Raw genomic sequence first — 21,793 nt, 5'->3', positions numbered from 1 at the left:
GCAAGCCGCTTCCGCTTTTAATTGTTATACAGCTTGTTTACGCTCTTCTACATCCTGTCCATCCCAACACTCTGTATTTTGTAAGCCAGGGATAGAACTTGCAACAAAGACAGGGTCTTTGCCTTGTTTCTTTTGTTTCAAATAGTCTACTAATGCAGCGTAGGCGAATTTGCTAAGGAATGAGATGGCAATTAAGTTTGTGAATACCATTAGTCCCATGAATAAATCAGCTAAGCTCCAAACAGTTTGAAGGGCAGCGATTGATCCGAAGAATACCATTCCGACAACTGCAACGCGATAGATCATTAACCATGTTTTGCTTTCTTTAATGAATGCGATATTTGTTTCACCATAATAGTAGTTTCCTAGTAAGGAACTGAAAGCGAATAGGAAAATAATAATCGCTAAGAAAGTGCTTGCCCACGATCCGATTTGTGAACTTAGTGCCTGTTGTGTTAATTCAATTCCTTGTAAGTTTGATCCTTTGTAAAGTCCAGAGCACAATACGATAAATGCTGTTGATGTACATACTAAGAATGTATCTACGAATACACCTAATGCTTGAACGAGTCCTTGTTTTGCAGGGTGAGATACATCTGATGTTGCCGCTGCGTTAGGAGAGCTACCCATACCTGCTTCTGTTGCGAATAGACCGCGCTGAATTCCGAACTTGATTGCTGCACCGATACCACCAGCGATGGCTTGTTCTAAACCGAATGCGCCATTAAATATTTCCATAAAAATGCTTGGTAACATATTAAAGTTTTTAATAACGACAAAAACAGCCACACCAATATAAACGATTGCCATTGGAGGAACAATCATTTCTGTAATACGTGAAATGCTTTTAATACCGCCAAAAATAATAACCGCAACTAATACGGCTAATAGAGCTCCTACTATCGTTCGCTCTAGTCCAAATGCGTTTTCAAACGCAATTGTTACTGTATTTGCTTGCACCGAATTGAAAATTAATCCGTACGTAACTGTAATAAGGAGGGAGAACCAAACACCCATCCAGCGCTTGTTTAATCCTTTTTCCATGTAATATGCTGGGCCACCACGGAACCTGCTTCCATCTTTTACTTTATAGATTTGCGCAAGTGTACATTCTACAAAACTAGTAGCTGCTCCAATAATTGCGATAAACCACATCCAAAATATTGCGCCAGGTCCGCCCATAGAAATTGCTAAAGCAACACCAGCTAAGTTTCCGATACCGATGCGTGCTGCTGCACTTAAGCAAAATGCTTGGAACGGGGAGATGCTATCTTTTTTCTTTTCTTTTCGATTAAACCCTTTACTAATTAAACTGACCATCTCACCGAAATGAGTAATTTGGACAAATTTTAATTTAAAAGAGAAATAAAGACCGAAGCCGATTAGCATTGCAATAAGAATATATGACCATAAAATATTATTCGTTACCTCAAGGAATCTGCTAAAGATATCAACCATATAATACACTTCCTTTTTTTTCGTAATAAGAAAATTATATGCAAAAAATATACTGGAATCAATTTTTCTAAAAAATTATGTTACTTAAAAGTATTATATGTTATGATTAAGTTACATAATAATTATTTTTAGAATTATTCACATTTTAAAAAACAAAATTTCAAGTGAGAAAGAAGGGATAAAGTGAAAGAAGAGTCTCTGTTGAAAGTAAGTCTTGAAAGTTTGAAAATGAGGAGTAATTTATTTTTTACTTTACATCTTCAAGTATTTGTTTAGGAGCCACCTATTATTACGATAAAAGATTTCCAAGTGACAGATATGCCGAAGGGCTAGAATTTCTATAATGGATTGGATGAACAAAAGACAGAAAAACAGAAAATTCTAACGAAAAACTATTGAGGAGGAGTTAAGCATGAATATTAGAGAAAGTGAACTTCCGGGTATTGGTTATAAGTTTCAAGTTGTTACGAAAGGTAATGAAAAAATGGTGATTGTGATTCATGATGATGGACGTAGAGAAATGTATCATTTTGATTCAGACCATGAAGAGAGTATTTCAAGTATTTCACTACGTGACTCAGAGGCAAGACAAATTGCAGCAATATTAGGCGGGATGGTATATAAGCCTCGGGCATTAGAAACGGTTGAGATGGTCTTTGAAGGTTTAGCGATTGAGTGGTTCAAAGTGGAGAATGCAGCTCCAGCAATCGGAAAAACAATTGGAGATCTTGAAATAAGAAAAACATATAGCGTAACGATCATAGCTGTTATGAAGAAGAACATGAAAAAGCTATTTAATCCAGGACCAGAAACAGTAATTGAAGAAGGAGATATGCTTGTAGTTTCGGGTGAGAGAGAAGAAATTAAAAAAATAATTAACGAATTGCTTTCGAATAGGGGGACTGACTAGATGGATACGTTAATTTTTGAAGTTGGTACAGCTTTAGTTTTAGTAGCAATTGCGGCAGTAATTGCCGGAAAGTTTAAATTCTCAGTAATTCCTTTTTTAATTGTTCTTGGTATGTTAGTGGGGCCACACGCTCCGGTACTAGGTGTGATCGATCTCAGGTTTATAGAGAGTGAAAGTGTAATTTCCTTCCTCGGACGGATTGGCGTTTTGTTTCTTCTTTTTTACCTAGGATTAGAATTTTCGATGAAAAAACTAATTAAATCGGGGCGTTCTATTGCGATTGGCGGAACGATTTATATTTTAATTAATTTTTCACTTGGATTATTATACGGATTTATAATGGGATTCCCTTTGCTAGAAATCTTAATTATTGCGGGTATTATTACGATTTCTTCTAGTGCTATCGTTGCAAAAGTATTAGTGGATTTAAGAAGAACTGGTAATAATGAAACCGAGTTAATTTTAGGAATTATTATGTTTGAAGATATATTCCTTGCTGTATATTTATCAGTCGTTTCTGGCTTAGTACTTGGGGATCACGCTTCTTTCTTAGGTGCCATTACTTCAATTGGAATTGCTTTAGGATATATGCTTCTATTCTTTATTGTGGCTAGAAAAGCTACGCCGTTATTAAATAAATTGCTCAATATTAGTTCGGATGAAATCTTTATTATCGTAGTATTTGCTTCCTTATTCTTCATTGCTGGTTTTTCAGAAACTATTCACGTTGCAGAAGCAATCGGAGCACTTCTTTTAGGGTTAGTTTTCTCTGAGACAGAGCATAGTGATCGAATTGAACATCTTGTTGTTCCATTTAGAGATTTCTTCGGAGCAATTTTCTTCTTCAGTTTCGGATTAAGTATCGATCCGTTTTCATTAGGCGGGGCGATATGGTTAACGTTAGGTGCTGTCCTTCTTACGATAATCGGTAACTTTGTAGCAGGGATGATTGCAGGGCGACAAGCTGGATTATCTCATAAGGCGTCAACAAATATTGGATTAACAATCGTTTCAAGAGGAGAATTCTCCATTATTATGGCCAATATCGGTATTGCCGGTGGTTTAATGTCAGTCTTGAAACCATTCTCAGCATTATACGTGCTTATATTATCGATCTTAGGACCTCTTCTTACGAAAGAGTCAAAGAATGTATATAAATTTTTAAATAAAATCTTTAAGTGGGATATGAAGACTAGATAAATTTTTAACAATTGGTGTGGGCTAATAATCAGCGGGGGATGAATAAAACCCACTGATGAAAGTTTCCCTTTATATAGAGCATTATCGTAAAGGAATCTATAGTTAAATAGATTCCTTTTTTGTGAGAAATTAATAATTGGTTGTTATTTGTTAGAGAAGGATATGTTTAATATTTTACATATTGTGGCATACATATAGGAAAAGGGAGTTTGGAAAGGGGATTATAGAAAAATGGAACTCCAGTTTCAAAATGTATATCAACAGGCAGAGAATTGGTATGTGTTGGATTCGGAGCTTCCTTGGGATGTCAAAAAGTTAAGAGAGGATTTGTTTTCTCTTATTGAAGCATGTAAAACGCCAGTTATTTTTTGTGATACGTGTGATGCAAACGATGTACTTCTATCATTAGGGGAAGAAGAAGAAGAGTTTCTATTTCAAGTAGGTGGCTTTTATCATAAAGAAAAACAGTTAATTTTCGTTTGTATGTGGGAAGAGTATGAACAAGTACTCAAAACGTTACTGCATGAATTCAGGCATGCGATGCAGCATGAGAGAGATGTATTGCAAGTGGAAAATGAACGGTATGAAGAGCGATGGATTGAGAAAGATGCGAGGGCATTCGCGGAGAGGAAATTAGATGAATATAAAAATAGAAAGTTGATGTAAAGCATAGTGGAGAAGTAGCGCTGTGCTTTCTTTGTTGCTTACTAAAAATAAGTGTTTGACTTTTATAAAGTTTAGTTCTAAACTAACGATATGAAACGAGCGAGGTGATGAAATGAAAACAGAAGATAGACTAGGGCTACTGTTATGGTTTCGTTTATCACGTTTTTATAACAAGAGTATTCGTGAGACGAATCAGCATTTGAAAGAATGGAATGTATCTGCCGCTCAATTTGATGTGTTAGCTCAAATTGGAGGACACGATCGTTTAACGCAACAAGAGCTTGGAAATAAGCTATTTGTTACGAAAGGAAATGTCACGCAGCTTTTAAATAAAATGGAGCAGCTGGAGTGGATTCATCGTGAACAAGAAGGTACTACGAAATATATTTCGCTAACAGAAAAGGGACGAGCTTTATATGGAGAAATCGTGTCGCCTCAAGAAACGTTCCAAGCGGAGCAGTTTCAAAATTTAAATAAAGAAGAACAACATCAATTATTACAATTACTAAAAAAATTACAGTGAGAAAAATATTAAAAAAAATCTCGATTTCGAGATAACATGAGGTGAAGGATATGTTTAGAAAAGTTGATCATAAAAATATGGGTAGAGCAAATCACGGTTGGTTAAATACACATTTTCATTTTTCCTTTGCTAATTACTATAATCCAAATAACATGAATTTTGGAGCGTTACGTGTTATTAATGATGATTTAGTAGCAACGCAAACTGGTTTTGATATGCATCCACACCGCGATATGGAGATTATTTCGTACGTTGTAGATGGTGCTTTAACACATGAGGATAGCATGGGAAACCGCGGAACAATTGAACGCGGACATGTTCAATATATGAGTGCTGGTACAGGTGTATTCCATAGTGAACATAATTTAGGAAATGAAACACTACGTTTATTACAAATTTGGATTCTACCAGATCGTGCGGATCATAAACCAAACTATGGTGAGTTTAAATTTGATTGGAGCAAGCGTGAAAATGAATGGTTTCACATGGTATCGCCATTAGAAGGAGATGCACCAATTCAAATTCACCAAGATGCGAATGTATACTCTTTATCATTAGAGGCTGGAAAAGAAATTCATTTTCCTGTGAAAGAAGGCCGTCAATTGTATGTTGTGCAAATTGAAGGAAGTAGTGTAATAAATGGTGAAGCACTTGTTATGCGTGATGCGGCAGAAGCGATTGAAGAAGATATTCATATTGAAGCGAAAGAGCAATCACACTATTTAGCAATTGAATTGAAAAAACAATAACACGTTTATGGAAAAGAGGCTCCCGATAGGGAAGCCTCTTTTTTGATTGGAATTGTCAGAAAACACTTTCTCAAATTTCAGGGAGAGGTATTAACTGGAAAAACGAGAATTGTATAAAAGTGTCAAAAATCTTTATGGGAATGGGGAATGTTATAGTGAAAAAGCAAGTCATTTCATCAGCATTAGCGTTAACTGTTATCGCCGGGGGATTTGGAACATTTGGAGCAACGACAACGAAAGCAGAAGAACAAAAAATTCAATATCATCAAGAGTTTAAAACACCTGCATACATAGGTGAAGAATGGAAAGCACCGGAAGGCCTAGATAAAAAAGAAACGGTCTTTCAATATTTAGAAAGTAAAAAAGATATGTTTAAACTAGCAGGAAACATTGATAAACATTTCAATGTTGTTGGGGAAGAGAAGGATGCTGAATCTGGCACGACACATGTGAAGTTAGTTGAGAAACATAATAACATTCCTGTGTATGGTTCAGACCAAACTGTTACGCTAGATAAAGAGAATAATGTAAAGGCATTCTTCGGACAAGTTATTCCGAATTTAGAGGATAAAAATATTCCTACCTTTGCAAGTATTAGTGCGGAGCAAGCAGAAACAATTGCAAAGGCAGATATAGAGAAAGAGATTGGTCAAGTAAAGAATTATGATGGTGTGAAAAAAGATTTATTTGTGTATGAAAAAGATGGAAATTACTATCTTGCTTACTTAGTTAAGGCATCGATTTCAAAACCAGCTCCAGGCTATTGGCACTACTTTGTAGATGCAACAAATGGAAATGTGATTGAGAAATATAACGCTGTAGATAACATTACAGGATTTGGCTATGGAGTATTAGGCGCTAGACAATCATTTGAAATTGCTCAAGATGAGAAGACAGGAGCATTCAACTTATTTGATGGGAAACGAGGACAAGGTGTCCATACATTTGATGCAGAGAATATGGATGAAAACTGGTTTAATTTATTCTCACAATGGCTTGGATATACAGGAGAAGAAGTTGAAAGTAAATCTAAGTTCTTCGAAGATAAAGCGGCAGTTGATGCGCATGTGAATGCAGGAAAAGTATATGATTACTACAAAAAGACATTTAACCGTAACTCTTTCGATGATAAAGGTGCGAAACTTATTTCTACTGTTCACGTAGGGGAATCTTGGAATAACGCAGCTTGGAATGGTATACAAATGATGTATGGTGATGGAGATGGAAAGACTTTCATTCCGTTATCTGCTGGACTTGATGTTATCGGTCACGAATTAACACATGCTGTAACTGAACATACAGCAAATCTTGTTTATAAAAATGAATCAGGTGCGTTAAATGAATCGTTATCTGATATTATGGGTGTTATGGTTGAGAAGAAGAGCTGGGATTTAGGTGCAGACATTTATACACCTGGCAAACCTGGTGATGCACTTCGTTCTCTGAAAGATCCAGCATCTATTCCAAACCCATTAAAACCAAGTGAAGGCTACCCAGATCATTACAATAAACGCTATACTGGAACAGCTGATAATGGCGGCGTTCATATTAACAGTAGTATTAACAATAAAGCTGCGTATTTAGTATCAGAGGGCGGCACACATTACAATGTGAAAGTAACTGGGGTGGGTCGTGAAGCAACAGAGAAAATTTACTACCGTGCTCTTACTAAATATTTAACTGCAAACTCTGATTTCAAAATGATGCGCCAGGCAGCAATTCAGTCAGCAGAAGATTTATATGGTAAAAACTCTAAAGCTGTACAAGCTGTAACGAAAGCTTATGACGCTGTAGGCGTAAAATAATAAGAGAAAAAGACCTGACTTATGCCGTCAGGTCTTTTCTTTATCCGGCAAACGCCCGATTGGTGAAGGCTAATAATCAGTGGGGGATGAACACCCCTGACTGATTAAAGTTTCACTTTATTTAGTCACGAATACCTAATGCGATTTTCGCCATACGTGACATGCGTTCTTTAGACCACGGTGGATTCCAAACGACATTTACTTCTATTTCATTTACTTCAGGTACATTCGTTGCTAATACTTTTTTAACGTCTGCTATGATTTGACCAGCCATTGGACAACCGATGGAAGTCATTGTCATCGTAATGACAGCATTATTATTTTCATCTGCGGTAACATCATAAACTAATCCAAGATTGACGATATCAACCCCTAGTTCAGGGTCAATAACAGCTTCTAAGTTTGCAAATAATTTATTTTCAAATGCCTCTTGTGACATAAGGAGTACCTCCTATATATTAATGATATCGATTCTCATTATAACGGAATTGTGTATAATGTGCAGGAAATGAGCTCAAAAATATCCCTTTTGGAGGAGGGGTATTTTTTGACCAGCTATTCGGTTTTAAAATGAGATACGAGTTGGTCTAATTCGACTTTATCATGTTGTAGTAAATAACCTCTTAAAGTAGAAAGCTGTACTTGATAAGCGTCCCCGCGCTCTTTTAATTCAGTTGCAAGAGGTGAAATTTCTTGTTGTAATGCTTCAGCTTTATGTGACTGATCGATGGCGAAGTATAAAATGAAAGTTAAGACGATGCCGAATAAAGCACAAATCGTTCCCATCATGAACATAAGTTTTTTTCTAATACTGAAAAAATTCATGTGATAAAAAAATCCTCCTTTTTTAAAATCTTAGTATTATAATTAATAGATGTAAAATCAAAAGAAAGCTTTACTCCAGTTGGAATAAAGCTTTCTTCTTTCCTTTAGGCATTATAGCAGACAGAATTGGAGAGAGAAAGATATATTTTAACGCATTATCCGAAAAAGGTCTCTTTCCTCAAGCGGGTGAAAGGTGACAGATTGATAGGGGGAATTGTTCTTGAAATGTATATATTTGTATATTTGGAGATTGATAAATAAATATTAAAAATGCTATTGTAATTTGAAATAACATCATGTATACTTCTAATTAGTTGATAACGATTATCAGTATCAACTAAAGACATTACTCTTCGTTATGTTGGTCATACCCCTTTTTGACGACGTAAGTCAGAGACAAAATGTTGAAATATCTTGTGTCCTATTCTACAGAATTATGGTAATCTCCAACCTCAACTTATATGCGACAGCATGCAAAAAGGATCCTATCCGTGAAGGGATCCTTTTTTGCATGCTGTCGCAATTAATGTATATAGACCGGGCACGCGTTCTTCAATTCCTTCGGGTGCAGTAGAAGGGAATACCCACTTTTGATGAGACCCGTGTTCTTCAACTAGTTTTTCAATTTTAAAATGTTCTTCCGCAAGTGTTGTAATAATTTCTCCTAGCGTCCAGCGACGGATGGTTGTTTTCGGTAACGATTCTTTCTGCGCTTCTGTAAGAAGGATGCTGTAAGCAACATCATCTTCAATTAATTCTTCATCGAAATAATTTCCATTGGCCCGAAATGATGGGTGGTCTACTCCTAGCAGTTTTGTATACATTGGATGATAATCGCGAAGGATAAGTGTTCCATTTCTTTTTAGTAAAGTAGCAATTTTTTGAAAGAGCGGTTTTAAATCTAGAAAGTAATGAAGTACACCAAGTTCTAGTAATACGATATCAAATGATTCGGAGAGCTGCGCATTTAATATATCAGAAACGACATACTGGATAGAGATACCTGCAGCTTCTGCGAGCTCATTTGCATATTTTGCATTACTTGCTGAAATATCAACAACCGTTACGTCAGCTCCTAAGAGAGCGAGAGCAACGGCTTTATTGCCTTTTGACCCGAGTAAATTAATAATACGTTTTCCTTTTGGAGATTGTATGTAAGGTAAATAGTGATCTACTTCGCGCACGGGATCTTCCATGAGCTTTTTAGCATAATCAGCTGGTGCACCGTGGCGATTTGTCCAAGCTTCATAAGCAGCTGCATTCCAGCTCTTTTCATTTATAGCGCTTAGTTGTTTTTGATTCAATAGTATCACTCCTTTCGTGAACGTATAGGTATTCGGTGGGTGGAGGGAATTTCCTGTTTTTTTGAAATATAATTTGATTTTTCTGTTATTTAGTCGTAAAATACGTGTTATACGTAAAAGCGTTGAAAAGGAAAAGTAGGATGAAAACATTCTTTCCAGAGAGCTTCGGTAGCTGAGAAGAAGCAAGAATATTCATTTGAACAATGGCCTTTGAGCTGCGTCCTGAACTTATCACATGATAATAGTAGGCGGCGACGAGAGTTGGTACTCGTTATCAAAACCACAGTATAAGAGCATAGAGCTCCGTACTTGTTAAGGCTAATTATGTGAGTGATTGGCGAAATAAGGTGGTACCGCGACTGTTTATACAGCCCCGCCCTTATCTTTTTTAAGATAGGGGTGGGGCTTTTTATATTGTAAAGGAGGAGTGTAAGATGAGTACTTTTATTGGAGGCGCTTGGCCGTATGCAAATGGTTCGTTACACCTTGGACATATTGCTAGTTTGTTACCTGGAGATATTTTAGCACGTTATTATAGGGCAAAAGGCGAGAATGTGTTGTATGTTTCAGGAAGTGATTGTAATGGAACACCAATTGCAATTCGGGCAAAACAAGAAGGTGTAACGGCGAAAGAAATTGCTGATAAGTATCATGAAGAATTCCAGCGATGTTTTCAGAATCTCGGTTTTACGTATGATTGTTATACACGTACAGATAGCGAGCACCATCATGAAACAGTTCAAAAAGTTTTTTTACGTTTATTAGAGGAAGGCCATATTCATAAAAAAACAGTGGAACAAGCATATTGCGAAACGTGTACGCAGTTTTTACCAGATCGTTACGTAGAAGGAATTTGTCCTCATTGTCATGAAGCAGCAAGAGGAGATCAATGTGATGCTTGTTCAGCCATTTTAGATCCACTCGATTTGTTAGAAAAGAAATGTAAGTTATGTGGTAGTACGCCATCTGTACAGGAAACAGAGCATTTCTATTTCGCATTGCATACATTTCAGGAGCAAATTAAAGGAGCTGTAGAAATCGCAAAACAAAACGGAACATGGCGTGACAATGCCATTCAGCTAACAGAAAGATATGTAAAGGAAGGGTTACAAGATAGAGCCGTGTCACGAGATTTACCAATCGGGGTTCCAATTCCAGTAGAAGGATATGAAGGTAAGAAAGTTTACGTATGGATTGAAGCAGTGACAGGTTATTATTCAGCGAGTAAACATTGGGCTGAAGAAACAGGAAAAGATGATCGAGAGTTTTGGGATAGAGATGCAAAAACATATTATGTACATGGGAAGGATAATATTCCATTTCACTCCATCATTTGGCCAGCGGTATTACTCGGAATAGGTGAGGAAGCAATCCCGCACCATATCGTTTCGAATGAATATTTAACAGTAGAAAAAAGAAAGTTATCGACAAGTAAAAACTGGGCAGTATGGATACCTGACATATTGGAACGATACGATCCAGATTCTATTCGTTACTTTTTGACAGTCAATGCACCAGAAAATCGTGACACTGACTTTTCATGGCGCGAATTCATTTACAGCCATAATAGTGAATTGTTAGGGGCGTATGGAAACTTCGTGAACCGGACATTAAAGTTTGTTGAAAAATATTATGGTGGCATTGTGCCGAAGGGAACTATCAATGTAGAGCTGAAAGATAAAGTAGAAGGATTATATAAAAATGTAGGAGAGGCGATTGAGCAAACAAAATTCAAGGTGGCGTTAGAGACAATATTTGAGGCAGTACGTTTTGCAAATAAATACTTTGATGAGAGGCAGCCTTGGAAACAAAGGGAAGATGATCCAGCTTCATGTGAAGAAACCATTTATAATTGTGTTTATCTTATCGCTAATTTTGCAAATCTCCTTGAGCCATTTTTACCATTTTCAAGTGAAAGAGTTCGAAACACATTGTCGATTGTAAAACGAAATTGGGAACCTCAACATACGTTGCCGGATAGAATTGATAGCGTGCAGCCATTATTTGAACGAATCGATGTAAAACAAATTGAGCGTGAGGTAGAGAAGCTGCATGGAGCGGTAAAGTGAAATGTAGAAAAAGACCTTTCAAATAAATGAAAGGTCTTTTGTCATGCGCTATGCACACTACTATGTTTCTTTCTTTTTTTAGCTGTAAGCAGCTGAGGAGTGAAAATCCCAATCAATATAAAAATAATCCCAATCCACTGCATGAACGTTACGACTTCATGTACAAGTGTAATAGAAGCGATAATGGCCGTTGGTAATTCAGCTGCTCCTAATATTGTGCCAAGCCCTGTTCCAACTTTCGGTACACCGATGGAAAAACAAATGACAGGTACAACAACACCGAACAATCCAAGGAAGAACGCATATTTCCATAGACCAGCTTGTAGGGCACCATCTGTTAAAAAGGTTGGCGGGAAGAATAGGCATACGATCAGAGTAGCGCTTGTTGTCATAAGAAAGCTTTTCGTATAAGGCGGAACATCTGTAGCGACGCGCCCACTTGCAAAAACATAGAATGAAAAAGAGACAGCGGCTAATAGTCCAAAGATAATCCCTTTTGTAGAAAAATTTTGTTCGAGGCCGTCAAAGATACCACCTGCAAACAATGTACCAGTAAATAAAATAATGATAGATATAACTTTCTCACGGCTTGGAAATGTTCGATTTGCAATTGCTTCGATAACTACACCAATCCAAGTGAACTGGAAGAGTAGGACGACAGCGATAGATGCTGGTAGTTCTTCTACAGAAATAGCATAGAAAATCCCAGTCATACTCATCGTTGTTCCGACTGTTAGTAAGGAAAAGAATTGCTTTTTTGTTACTGTATGACGTGAAAAGAAAAGAACGAGTAAAAGTAGTCCAATCCATCCGAAGACATATTGTCCTCCTAATAGTTGCTGTGCTGAAAAGCCATCAATGAATCCAAGTTTGAAAATAGTTGAAAGTACGCCGTAGCTACAAGCGCCGAATAAAACGAGTAATGAATACTTAAACTTCTCCATAAAAATCCTCCTTATAAATAATAAAAAACGCCCGCTATCCAAAAAGGATAACGGGCGAACGAAACAGAGTAAGACACTCTACAAAATTCCGCCATTCATACGAAGTATGAATTTGGGGTATGAAATTAGAGTTGGTTTTTACATTGCTTTTGGGAATACGATGGAGCATTTTACACCTTGAGGTGTGTTTTGTATTCCATAAGGAAACTGATGTTTATCTAATATTTGTTTTACAATATATAACCCAAGACCACTACCTTGTACTAATCCATGTTTGCAAGGGTTTGCGCGATAGAATGGCTCAAATAAATGAGCAAGTTTATCCTCATCGATTTGTGAACCTGTATTTAATACTTCTAATGCGTAACCGTTTGGCTTTTCATAAAGCTTTATATATACATGCTGATGATCAATTGTATAATGAATTGCATTTGAAATAATGTTAAAAATAGCAGTTTGAATAAATTTAGGGTCAGCTAAAATTTGTACATCTTGTTTAATATTAGATTGAACATGTAATTGTTTTACAGATACAAAATAATCTACTTTCTTCATAACATCCTCAATAATAGTAGTTAATGAAATAACTTCTAAATTCGGTTTAAATTGAGGGTTTTGTATTTTGGATAATTCTGACATTTTTTCCGTTAATACGTTAATATCTTGCATCATTTCGTAGGAGCGTTTTAAATACTTATCTCTATCTTTATAAGCTCCGATTCCGTGAATCATGCCATCTAGTTGTCCCATAACGGCTGCGATTGGTGTTTTTAATTCATGGGATAAAATAGACATAAATTCTTTACGAGATTGTTCTAATTGTTGTTCCTTTTTGAGCTCATTTCTTAAATCTTGATTACTTTCATGTAAATTCTTCACAATATTTGGTACTTGTGAAGCAGCGACTTGTAAATTAAAATCTGTTTGATCTGTATGTTGGTTCAGTGCCTTTTTATCTGAGAAATCAAGATTCATAATATCTTTTAACGCATCGCTCATATATTGAAAAGGTTTGGCAATTAGTTTTGCATAAATTAAAGATCCGAGCAGAGATAATGCAAGCATTGTCGCGCCAATACGCGGAGCTAATTGCTGCAGTGCATCTGCTAATTTTGGATTATCATTTGTATCATTTGTTTTACTTGCTGCCGTTTGTTTATGTAAGGCATCATTGTTAGCGACTTTCTTTTCCGCTTCTGTAAGTGGCACATTAGCGCTATTTTCCCCCGAAATACTTTGTGCATGTTCTTTTGCTTTTACAGTTTGGCTAGGCTGCAAAAGGTGATTGATAGCTCTAGAGAGTGTTTTATAGTCTATAATAGAAGATTGAAAATTAAACATGTTACTCTCTGAAACAGCTGTATTTTGATTCGTTTTACTTTGTTCGTTTTGTTTGTCTGAATCCGCATGTTCTGTAGTCTGCGTTCCATTTGCAAAATGTTCTTTATCATAGTTTGAAGCTAGAAAATAAATAATTTGATAAAGACAAAATGATAAAAGAATACAAAATAATAAGGTTTTGATGAAAATATTTTTGGTGATGTTGTTTTTGCTACGATTCGATTTTGTAGCCAATGCCTTTCACCGTTTTAATATAAGGAATTCCTAATTTTTTTCGTAAGTTTTTAATATGTGTATCGATAACTCTTACATCACCATAATGTTCATAGCCCCATACCTTATTCAACAAATCACTTCTTGATAATACTTTTCCTCGGTTTTGCAGTAAAGTATATATAATTTCAAACTCTTTTGTAGTCAATTCAATTTGATTACCATGAACGTAAGCGGCGTATGCTGTAGAATTTAACATCAATTCATGGAAGTGCAGTATAGTTGCAGTTTCTGCTTCCTTCGTTGCTGCCCTTCTTAATACAGCTTCTACACGCTTAATAAATACGGTGTAATGGAAAGGTTTTGTAATATAGTCATCAATACCTAATTCAAATCCTTTAATTTCACTTTCCTCATTATGTAGACCTGTTAACATAATAATTGGTACATCAGATTGTCCTCGCATAATTTTACAAATACTATAGCCATCTATATCTGGTAACATCACATCAAGGAGGACAAGATCGTATGAATTTTTTTGGAAAAGAAGTATACCTTCTGTTCCAGCGCCAACAACATCAACGGTAAAGTTTTGTGCCATTAGAAATTCACGAATCAGTTCTTGTATATCTGGGTTATCTTCAATCACCAGTATATGCGTCATAGTAACACCTCCTAAATAACGCTTTTTACTGCAATATTCAAATTCATCATTTTTCGAGTGACTCAGATTGTTTATACATATAATAAGCCCCCGCTATAAAAGAGTCATAAAAGTAGCAAGGGGGGATTGTTTATCTTAACTGAATATCTTGGAATTACAGTAATTCCATTATAGTATGTATTGTAAAATTTATAAAATATTATAACTGTATAATTTTAATATCCATGTTTATAAATGTTTCAATATTGTTTAACACAATCTATTCCCATTATATATGCAAGTATAGTCGTTTTGCTACTGTAAATGAAGAAATAAAATAAGCCAAGATATTAAAAATCTTGGCTACACGTAAATCTTGTTCTTAAGTTATTTTACAGTGACAGTAGCTTGCTCCGGAATACGCTCAAATAACCAGCGTACATCATTGTTATACATGCGTATACAGCCAAGTGTTGTCGCCTTTCCAATTGCTTGATTATTGTTCGTTCCATGAATCGCATAAGTAGTTCCGTAAGTACCTGCCATATTTAATCCAAGCCAACGATCACCAAGTGGGTTACGTGGATCTCCACCTTTAATCTTTCCTGTATAGTAGGGACGATTCTTAATTTTATTTACGATCTTAAAAGTGCCTTTTGGAGTTGGCGTTGCAGCTTTTCCAGTCGCAACAGTAAAGCTTTTTACAAACTTTCCATTTTGATAAAAATCCATTTTCTTTGCGTTTGTGTCCACAATAAGTTGATCGTTCGTTGATGATGCCTCAGCAGAAATATGTGGGACTGATAAAAAAACTACTGATAATAAAACGCTTAATAATAATTTTTTCATTATATTCTCCTTTTATTATTGTAGTAGTATTACATACAATGAATTTGTAATCCTCGTAGTGCTTGATTTACATTTTCATTTAATGTTTCAAAGAAAGTAGTAATCTTTGCATTGTTTTTGTTGTTTTTATCAATTAATAATCTTTCATTTAGTAAAAGCTCACCATGTAGTCCAAAACTTTGAACTTGAATATGTAGTTCATCTTCAGTTTCAGAAATGATCGGTAAGAAATAATGAAACGCTTTCGTTGGAATGATGTAGCTTTTGCCAACCATGCTCTCTTGATTTGAATTAATCCATTTTCTCGTGGCAATCTTAATATTCTTTTTTGAAACGACAAAAGACAGCGTTGTAGATTTTGTTAAACTTACGTCAAACTCATTTGTTTCACATATGTGTAAATTAAAAACGGTTTCATTTTGATGAGATTCAACATTTGTTTTAATAAAATCGTGCATTTTATAAGCTTCCATTTCTTATTCACCCTTTTTTCAATTTCGAAAAGCGACTTATATTTATTCAATTTCATGTTTAGTCATATATTAGTTAAATTTTTCAACAAATTCCGATATAATCTTACAATACGTATATGAAGCTAATATGAAGTTAGTATGAGTTTGTGATGGTTTTTTATTGAGAACAAAACAAAGGTAATTTAAGTGTTGAAAAATGTATATTTTTAGGCGGATTGGCTGTTATCTCTCCTTGAAAAAAATTTATATCATTCAAGAAAAAAGGGCGAATTGTAGTTTAATCCTTACAAAAATGTAATAAAAATGTAAGCTATTGTGATAGTTATTTCGACAATTTTTTTATACAATAATAGTAAGAAGTTGCACGTGATTGGAAGGAGAGATGACATGGAATGGGTTCATGAATTATTTCAGCAGTACGGGTACTATGTTGTACTTGTAGGCTTGCTGTTAGAATATATTGCACTTCCGTTTCCGGGAGAGCCAACATTAGCATATGCGGGATTTTTAGCACAGAAGGGCGATTTGAGTTTACCAATTTTAATTATTCTATCCTTTATTGGGACAAGTGTAGGAATGACGATTCAATACTTTTTAGGGAATAAATTAGGTATGCCCTTTGTTCAAAAGTATGGGAAATACGTATTTTTAACACAAAGAAAAATCGACTTAACAAGAATGTGGTTTGATAAGTATGGGTACTTCCTTATCTTTATTGGTTTCTTCATTCCTGGTGTACGCCATTTTACAGGATACTTTGCAGGAATCATTAATTTACCATTCCGTCGTTTTGCAATTACAATTTACTCAGGTGCTCTATTTTGGGTATCATTCTTCTTAATAGGTGGTTACTGGTTAGGTGGAAACTTACATGATATCTTTGGGGTTTTACAAGATCATATCGGTAAAATTATTTTTGGGGTTATTGTGATTGTAGCGATTACGCTAGGTGTTCGTTTCCGCAAACAGTTAAAACGAGTATTCTTACAAAACGCAAGTTAATATGGAATCCATTCTATGTCAGAATTTAGGAAGGCAGTGCTTTTGGGCACTGCCTTTTTTATTTTCCAATTTGTTTTTATCTTTCCTTCGATACCGTAACCAATCACTACTATATAATATGTTCCCGTTTTACTAGGTGAAAGTTCGTACGTATCGTCACTTCGTTCGGAAAGGGGTTCATATTTATTAAATTCACTAGAAAAGTAAGTCCCATAACCTTGGTAGGCGCTATTTTCAGTGACAAGGAAGTTTACGTTAACCTCAATTGTTTCTCCTTTTTTTACATGAATGGGTATTTTATGCGCACCGTTAAAATATGAGAAATTCGCCTCGAATGTATTTTTTGTACTATGCTCAACCCATTGTTCTTTTTGAGTAAAATCAATAGAGCATAGCGCAATGAATAGAAGCGGAATGATAATAGCGGTTGTATATCGAAACCATTTGTATTTATTTGCTATACAGGTACATAAATAAAAGAAAAGTGAACAGATTGCCCCCACAGATCCCATTATGAAAGTTACGATTACATCTCCCCCATTGTATATATGGAATGGGAGGAAGAATAAATAACCACATAAAATATAAAATGAAATTTTTCTTGGGGTGCTATTATGTTTTGAATTTAATTTATCAATTACAAATGAGCATAAGATCGCGTAGAAGAAAAGAAGGTAAAGCCAAAAATTATATAAAAATCCAATTAAGTATCCGGATGTTTTAAAGAAGTTCATATCATTTCTAATAAAGAAAAATAATAAAAAAGCAAAAAAGAGAGAACAGGCCGCTGAAAATTTAATAAGAGCATAAGAAAAAATCCTTTTTTTATCCATGAGACACCTCAATTATGTAGTTCTTAAAAAATATTATATATGTTATATCTAGCATAATATATATAATATTTTTTGACATATATTCACGTCAAAATGACAATTATAATTGATAAAAATAAGGATATTATTTACAATTTTAATTAAATACATAAAAAAGAGATAAGGTATGAAGCTTCAAAATCGGGTAAGAGAATTGCGAGCAAAGCATCGTTTATCACAAGGGGATTTAGGGAAAGTGATTGGCTCATCGCAGCAAACAATTAGCAAAGTAAAGTTGTTAGATGGGAATAACTTCCTTATGGTCATTATGACTTCATTTGTTTTGGTTTTACACGTTGTAACATATATGTACGAAATAGATAGGAAAATGATTTATTAAGGAGAGAGAAAAGTGGATATTTTAAAAAGGCCAGCTGGTTCAGTGACAGCGGCGCTAGTTCTGTCCATTTTATACGGAGTAATCCGAACCGAGAAATTAGAAACGATGTTGAACATATGGGCAGTAGTTGGAATTTTATTGTTAGTGATAGCTATTCATGAGTTAGGACATGTCATATTCGGTTTAATAGGCGGTTTACAATTTAGATTTATGACAGTAGGGCCTATTACTGTTCAAAAAGAGAAGGGGAAAGTACGCATTCGAGAAAATAAATTATGGGCTTATTTTGGTGGCGTCGCAATGTTAGTACCGCCTTCTACAGTGACACCGAATCTTTCAAAAAAATGGGCATGGATGACTTTAGGTGGACCGATTGTGAGTTTACTATTCGGTATTACTTCAGGTTACATATACATGGTAAGTTATTATCAATATCTTTTATATTTTTCCGTTTTCCATTTGGTGATTTTCGCGGTTACAATCGTGCCGATAAAAGGAACGCTTATGAGCGATGGTATGCAATTTCTTATTTTAATTAAAGATGATGAAAAGGCTAGAGAGCATTTATATACGATTCAAGTATCGAGTGAGTTATTTAATTATAAAAGGCCGAAAGATTGGGATGAGAGATTAGTAAAACTTAGCGAAGATAAACTAAAAGAGAATAAAAGTATAAGAGAGACAATGAGCGGACTTATGCTTGTCTTTTATGCCAGAGCGGATCAAGAGGGAATGGAAAGAGCGATACCGTATGTAGAACAAATTGTTCAACTACCTGTGACGAAAGAAAATAAGTTTTTCGTTAGTAGTTTTCATAGTTGGTATCTTTTATATAAAGTTCTTTATCAGGTGGAAAGCCTTTCTTTGCAAGAAGCAAAAAAATATGCGAAGGCCGTTACAAAAATGGATCTAAACGGATATTATCGCACACAAGGAATTGTTAAATATTTAGAGGGCGATATGGAAGCTTCTTGTATTTATATGAAGAAAGCTGGTACAGAGTTGAAGAATGCTGAGAGGAGTGAAATGGGATATTTACAATTAGAGAGAGAATGGTTTGAGCGGCTAAAGGAGAGGGTATCTTACGATGGGTGAGGTATCCTCTTTTTTGTATGTCATCTTATGCCGTTCCATAAAAAGTCTGAGGCGAGTAAAATAAGATAAGAAGAGCAAAGCTTGGAGGAATTCTAGATGGAAATTTTAACGATTATTTTGATAGCCTTGCTTATTTATGCTGTTTTTAAAGTAGCGTATGTAGCATTAAAAATACTCGCGATCCTATTAATTATCTTTTTAATCGTAGAGTTCGGCAGTAAATTGCTTGGGGGATAGGGTATATTGTGCGTTTTGAGTGTCGAAAAATGTCGGTAGGTCGNNAGAAACATTCGATATATTTGGAGAATCGCTGATATATTTTGGTAAATACCAACTAGGGTATGCAAATCAATCAAAAAAAGCTGGAAGAATATCTTCCAGCTTACGATTTACTTTCAATTTGTCGACCGCTATCTTCTTCAGTAGTTTGTAATAGGTTGAATATGTCTGCTAAGCAGAATGCAATGAACCAAGTCCATAGACCGTGGAAGAAAGCTGAGCTTAATTGAAGTGGTACTGTATAGTCTGTCATTGAGTAGGAAATACATCCTCCAACGATTCCGATCATTGTTAATAACATTGTTTTTTGTGCATTTTCTTCTGGATTGAAGAGGAAGTAAATGTATCCGCCTAAAATTGAAGCGCTTACAAGTGTTTCAATTCCATTAAAAATGATATTCTCTCCAAGCTGAGTGTTTGTCCAGAAGCAGATTGTTCCGCCGATAATAGCAAACAGGACAGCTATTGTATATCGTATATATTGATTCATATGTTCATCTCCCTGTGTAATAAGATGATTTGGAAGTCAAAAAGGTAGGTATAGTCAATTGAAGTGAATTGTTAAAAGGTTATTGAAGAGTAACTAAGTTGATTGGTGTATACCTGACTTCTCGTTTCTTAAGAGAAACCCCCAAAGTCTATACGTTCTTTTTGTATTATAACATAAATGAGCGCATAATAATAGAATTATCTGATTTTGTAATAAGTGTAAAAAATAAAAAGCGCAAGGAATGGTAGTTCCTTGCGCCTTTTTATATGCGTTTGAAACGGCCGACAATTTCAACTGTTTCAGTAATGTTCATAAATGCTTTGTTATCCACTTGACGGATAATACGTTTCATTTCGCCTAACTCATAGCGAGTTACGACAGTGTAAATCATTTTTTTCTTATGGTTTGTATAGCCGCCGACAGCATCTACCATTGTCACGCCACGTATGCCGTGATGTAGTAGTGCGCTTTTTATTTCCTCGCCTTTTTCTGTAACTGTCATTATCGTTAATTTAATATGTTTTGTATGCACGGCATCAATCACTTTGCTGACTACAAACCGACTAATTAACGTATAAAGCGTAATATCCCATCCGAAAATAAATCCTGCTACAACAAGTAAGATTAAGTTGAATCCAAAGATGATTGCTCCAATCGAAATATCTCGATGTTTTGCTACAATCAATCCAACGACATCAAAACCACCTGTTGAAGAAGCAAATCGGAATATGATTCCTGAAGCAGCACCGCAGATGACACCACCGAATACAGAAGAAAGTAAAATATCGTCTGAAACTTGGTGTACGGGAAGAATATTCATCGCTAAAGATGATACTGCTACAAAGTATGCTGTTAAAAAGGTTGTCTTCTTTCCTAAGTAAAAGTGACTTAAAATAAGAAGCGGAATGTTTAGTAAAAAGATAAGTGCTCCGATATTGTAGTGCATTAAATAACCGATAATCATCCCTACACCAGCGAATCCACCGCTAATCATATTATGCGGGATAAAAAACATATTCATAGAAATTGCATACAAAATAGAAGCTATAAAAATAACAATTAACTGTATGATAAATTCTAGATGAAATGTTTTAGCTGCTGGGAAGGATAAAAAGGCGGTGTCGGGAACGTAATCGGCGTCTCCTAGTTGACCCATAGTATGTTTCATCTCCATATTCATTTTTGATTACAAGAAGAGAATAAAGCTTTTTTCAAAAACTGGCAATAGTTTTATTATAATGCAAAAATTTTATAAATTTCTAATAAATTAAACCTATTCATTGATGTGCGTGAATATACTAAAGAAAGCGAATACATTAATTTCCTAGCATAATTTTTTTGAGAAAATATGCAAAATTATTTTTTGCAAACAAAAGGAAATAGAGAATGTTTGCCTAATGTGCTAAAATGACTTTATTAAGGATGTGAAGCGATGGAGTTTTTATTCCAGGATGCAATTCTATATATATCGTTTGTAACGACAGCGCTTTGTTTATTAGAAGTCTTCTTTCTCACAAATGTTTCTCGCTTTGTGCGTCAGCAAGCATCGAGCAGTAGACAAAGAGCTTTTAAACTAGTTGATACGTGTGAAGAGGGTACCGGAACTGTACCGCTTTTCTCCATTTTTTATAAATATGGAATGATTCGTTCTGTACGTAGACAAGAATCGAGTGACGAGAGTGACGAGGTCGGTCCGTATACACCAATGTTTCGCTAAATAATTACGAAACATTGGAGGAATAA

The 21,793-nt window shown here is 35.3% G+C and carries 21 protein-coding genes, 3 pseudogenes and 1 other annotated feature; of the genes and pseudogenes, 13 read left to right on the top strand and 11 right to left on the bottom strand.

Features of this window, described 5'->3' with window-relative positions:
• Positions 1-24: 24 nt before the first annotated feature.
• Positions 25-1,458, bottom strand: a complete 1,434-nt coding sequence (locus COE49_RS09245; protein ID WP_088232075.1) for an alanine/glycine:cation symporter family protein — start codon at positions 1,456-1,458, stop codon at positions 25-27.
• A 412-nt stretch (positions 1,459-1,870) separates the two neighbouring features.
• On the opposite strand from COE49_RS09245, the gene COE49_RS09235 reads away from it, so the two are divergent.
• The 6 genes from COE49_RS09235 to nprB all read left to right on the top strand — a co-directional run bounded on the left by COE49_RS09235 (position 1,871) and on the right by nprB (position 7,311).
• Entirely contained in the window at positions 1,871-2,368 is a 498-nt protein-coding gene (locus tag COE49_RS09235; protein WP_088232076.1) for a cation:proton antiporter regulatory subunit, read from the top strand.
• Entirely contained in the window at positions 2,369-3,568 is a 1,200-nt protein-coding gene (locus tag COE49_RS09230) for a cation:proton antiporter (RefSeq protein ID WP_088232077.1), read from the top strand.
• 231 nt (positions 3,569-3,799) lie between these two features.
• Entirely contained in the window at positions 3,800-4,234 is a 435-nt protein-coding gene (locus COE49_RS09225; protein ID WP_088232078.1) for a DUF3920 family protein, read from the top strand.
• Between the two features lie 112 nt (positions 4,235-4,346).
• Entirely contained in the window at positions 4,347-4,757 is a 411-nt protein-coding gene (locus tag COE49_RS09220) for a MarR family winged helix-turn-helix transcriptional regulator (RefSeq protein ID WP_098253505.1), read from the top strand.
• Positions 4,758-4,807: 50 nt separating this feature from the next.
• Complete coding sequence (locus tag COE49_RS09215; protein ID WP_098253506.1) at positions 4,808-5,506, top strand: pirin family protein; 699 nt, start codon at positions 4,808-4,810, stop codon at positions 5,504-5,506.
• Between the two features lie 155 nt (positions 5,507-5,661).
• Positions 5,662-7,311: a neutral protease NprB gene (nprB, locus tag COE49_RS09210; RefSeq protein WP_140417444.1), complete on the top strand. Its 1,650-nt coding sequence runs from the start codon at positions 5,662-5,664 to the stop codon at positions 7,309-7,311.
• A gap of 121 nt (positions 7,312-7,432) precedes the next feature.
• On the opposite strand, the gene COE49_RS09205 is transcribed toward nprB, so the two are convergent.
• The 3 genes and pseudogenes from COE49_RS09205 to COE49_RS09195 all read right to left on the bottom strand — a co-directional run bounded on the left by COE49_RS09205 (position 7,433) and on the right by COE49_RS09195 (position 9,440).
• Positions 7,433-7,750, bottom strand: a complete 318-nt coding sequence (locus COE49_RS09205; RefSeq protein ID WP_088232081.1) for a metal-sulfur cluster assembly factor — start codon at positions 7,748-7,750, stop codon at positions 7,433-7,435.
• A 143-nt stretch (positions 7,751-7,893) separates the two neighbouring features.
• A pseudogene (locus COE49_RS09200) lies at positions 7,894-8,136 on the bottom strand (CHASE3 domain-containing protein); the annotation flags it as partial.
• 485 nt (positions 8,137-8,621) lie between these two features.
• On the bottom strand, positions 8,622-9,440 hold the full coding sequence (locus COE49_RS09195) for a class I SAM-dependent methyltransferase (protein ID WP_088232082.1): 819 nt from the start codon (positions 9,438-9,440) through the stop codon (positions 8,622-8,624).
• 113 nt (positions 9,441-9,553) lie between these two features.
• Positions 9,554-9,824 (top strand) — a binding site (T-box leader).
• Positions 9,825-9,874: 50 nt separating this feature from the next.
• Between COE49_RS09195 and metG the strand changes: the two genes are divergently transcribed.
• On the top strand, positions 9,875-11,509 hold the full coding sequence (gene metG, locus COE49_RS09190) for a methionine--tRNA ligase (RefSeq protein ID WP_088232083.1): 1,635 nt from the start codon (positions 9,875-9,877) through the stop codon (positions 11,507-11,509).
• 41 nt (positions 11,510-11,550) lie between these two features.
• On the opposite strand, the gene COE49_RS09185 is transcribed toward metG, so the two are convergent.
• The 5 genes from COE49_RS09185 to COE49_RS09165 all read right to left on the bottom strand — a co-directional run bounded on the left by COE49_RS09185 (position 11,551) and on the right by COE49_RS09165 (position 15,972).
• On the bottom strand, positions 11,551-12,453 hold the full coding sequence (locus COE49_RS09185; protein WP_098253508.1) for an EamA family transporter: 903 nt from the start codon (positions 12,451-12,453) through the stop codon (positions 11,551-11,553).
• 138 nt (positions 12,454-12,591) lie between these two features.
• Positions 12,592-14,028, bottom strand: coding sequence for a sensor histidine kinase (locus COE49_RS09180; protein ID WP_098945871.1), 1,437 nt, complete (start codon positions 14,026-14,028; stop codon positions 12,592-12,594).
• Positions 14,006-14,671 carry a response regulator transcription factor gene (locus COE49_RS09175; protein WP_000148837.1) on the bottom strand — a complete coding sequence of 222 codons (666 nt, stop codon included), beginning with the start codon at positions 14,669-14,671 and terminating at the stop codon, positions 14,006-14,008. The genes COE49_RS09180 and COE49_RS09175 overlap by 23 nt, the downstream gene beginning before the upstream one ends.
• A 366-nt stretch (positions 14,672-15,037) precedes the next feature.
• Positions 15,038-15,499 (bottom strand): L,D-transpeptidase, encoded by a 462-nt coding sequence (locus COE49_RS09170; protein ID WP_088232086.1) that lies wholly within the window; start codon positions 15,497-15,499, stop codon positions 15,038-15,040.
• Between the two features lie 29 nt (positions 15,500-15,528).
• The gene (locus tag COE49_RS09165) at positions 15,529-15,972 is read right to left on the bottom strand and encodes a DUF3978 family protein (protein WP_088232087.1); all 444 of its coding nucleotides are present in this window, start codon (positions 15,970-15,972) and stop codon (positions 15,529-15,531) included.
• 387 nt (positions 15,973-16,359) lie between these two features.
• On the opposite strand from COE49_RS09165, the gene COE49_RS09160 reads away from it, so the two are divergent.
• The 5 genes and pseudogenes from COE49_RS09160 (at position 16,360) to COE49_RS09140 (ending at position 19,518) form a co-directional block, all read left to right on the top strand.
• On the top strand, positions 16,360-16,974 hold the full coding sequence (locus COE49_RS09160) for a DedA family protein (RefSeq protein WP_088232088.1): 615 nt from the start codon (positions 16,360-16,362) through the stop codon (positions 16,972-16,974).
• A 999-nt stretch (positions 16,975-17,973) separates the two neighbouring features.
• A pseudogene (locus COE49_RS28465) lies at positions 17,974-18,081 on the top strand (helix-turn-helix transcriptional regulator); the annotation flags it as partial.
• Positions 18,082-18,186, top strand: a pseudogene (locus COE49_RS28460) (DUF3169 family protein); the annotation flags it as partial.
• A 12-nt stretch (positions 18,187-18,198) separates the two neighbouring features.
• A complete protein-coding gene (locus COE49_RS09145) occupies positions 18,199-19,281 on the top strand; it encodes a M50 family metallopeptidase (RefSeq protein ID WP_088232091.1) in 1,083 nt (360 codons plus the stop codon).
• A gap of 96 nt (positions 19,282-19,377) precedes the next feature.
• Complete coding sequence (locus tag COE49_RS09140; RefSeq protein WP_000404781.1) at positions 19,378-19,518, top strand: DUF3985 family protein; 141 nt, start codon at positions 19,378-19,380, stop codon at positions 19,516-19,518.
• A gap of 145 nt (positions 19,519-19,663) precedes the next feature.
• Here COE49_RS09140 and COE49_RS09135 read toward each other — a convergent pair whose 3' ends face one another.
• Positions 19,664-20,050 (bottom strand): DUF3938 domain-containing protein, encoded by a 387-nt coding sequence (locus COE49_RS09135; RefSeq protein ID WP_098945870.1) that lies wholly within the window; start codon positions 20,048-20,050, stop codon positions 19,664-19,666.
• Positions 20,051-20,312: 262 nt separating this feature from the next.
• A complete protein-coding gene (locus COE49_RS09130) occupies positions 20,313-21,206 on the bottom strand; it encodes a YitT family protein (protein ID WP_071712722.1) in 894 nt (297 codons plus the stop codon).
• A 276-nt stretch (positions 21,207-21,482) separates the two neighbouring features.
• Between COE49_RS09130 and COE49_RS09125 the strand changes: the two genes are divergently transcribed.
• Positions 21,483-21,767, top strand: a complete 285-nt coding sequence (locus COE49_RS09125; protein WP_088232094.1) for a hypothetical protein — start codon at positions 21,483-21,485, stop codon at positions 21,765-21,767.
• Positions 21,768-21,793 lie beyond the last annotated feature (26 nt).

This window comes from Bacillus sp. AFS029637, assembly GCF_002584985.1.
Taxonomy (GTDB): Bacteria; Bacillota; Bacilli; order Bacillales; family Bacillaceae_G; genus Bacillus_A.
This window is presented reverse-complemented; position numbering and strand designations above follow the sequence as displayed.

Coding starts and splice junctions, on each gene's coding strand:
- COE49_RS09160 (WP_088232088.1), top strand. CDS start 16,360: ATGGAATGGGTTCATGAATTATTTCAGCAGTACGGGTACTATGTTGTA.
- COE49_RS09130 (WP_071712722.1), bottom strand. CDS start 21,206: ATGGGTCAACTAGGAGACGCCGATTACGTTCCCGACACCGCCTTTTTA.
- COE49_RS09165 (WP_088232087.1), bottom strand. CDS start 15,972: ATGGAAGCTTATAAAATGCACGATTTTATTAAAACAAATGTTGAATCT.
- COE49_RS09245 (WP_088232075.1), bottom strand. CDS start 1,458: ATGGTTGATATCTTTAGCAGATTCCTTGAGGTAACGAATAATATTTTA.
- COE49_RS09215 (WP_098253506.1), top strand. CDS start 4,808: ATGTTTAGAAAAGTTGATCATAAAAATATGGGTAGAGCAAATCACGGT.
- metG (WP_088232083.1), top strand. CDS start 9,875: ATGAGTACTTTTATTGGAGGCGCTTGGCCGTATGCAAATGGTTCGTTA.
- COE49_RS09125 (WP_088232094.1), top strand. CDS start 21,483: ATGGAGTTTTTATTCCAGGATGCAATTCTATATATATCGTTTGTAACG.
- COE49_RS09135 (WP_098945870.1), bottom strand. CDS start 20,050: ATGAATCAATATATACGATATACAATAGCTGTCCTGTTTGCTATTATC.
- COE49_RS09220 (WP_098253505.1), top strand. CDS start 4,347: ATGAAAACAGAAGATAGACTAGGGCTACTGTTATGGTTTCGTTTATCA.
- COE49_RS09185 (WP_098253508.1), bottom strand. CDS start 12,453: ATGGAGAAGTTTAAGTATTCATTACTCGTTTTATTCGGCGCTTGTAGC.
- COE49_RS09140 (WP_000404781.1), top strand. CDS start 19,378: ATGGAAATTTTAACGATTATTTTGATAGCCTTGCTTATTTATGCTGTT.
- COE49_RS09235 (WP_088232076.1), top strand. CDS start 1,871: ATGAATATTAGAGAAAGTGAACTTCCGGGTATTGGTTATAAGTTTCAA.
- COE49_RS09225 (WP_088232078.1), top strand. CDS start 3,800: ATGGAACTCCAGTTTCAAAATGTATATCAACAGGCAGAGAATTGGTAT.
- COE49_RS09230 (WP_088232077.1), top strand. CDS start 2,369: ATGGATACGTTAATTTTTGAAGTTGGTACAGCTTTAGTTTTAGTAGCA.
- COE49_RS09205 (WP_088232081.1), bottom strand. CDS start 7,750: ATGTCACAAGAGGCATTTGAAAATAAATTATTTGCAAACTTAGAAGCT.
- COE49_RS09170 (WP_088232086.1), bottom strand. CDS start 15,499: ATGAAAAAATTATTATTAAGCGTTTTATTATCAGTAGTTTTTTTATCA.
- COE49_RS09175 (WP_000148837.1), bottom strand. CDS start 14,671: ATGACGCATATACTGGTGATTGAAGATAACCCAGATATACAAGAACTG.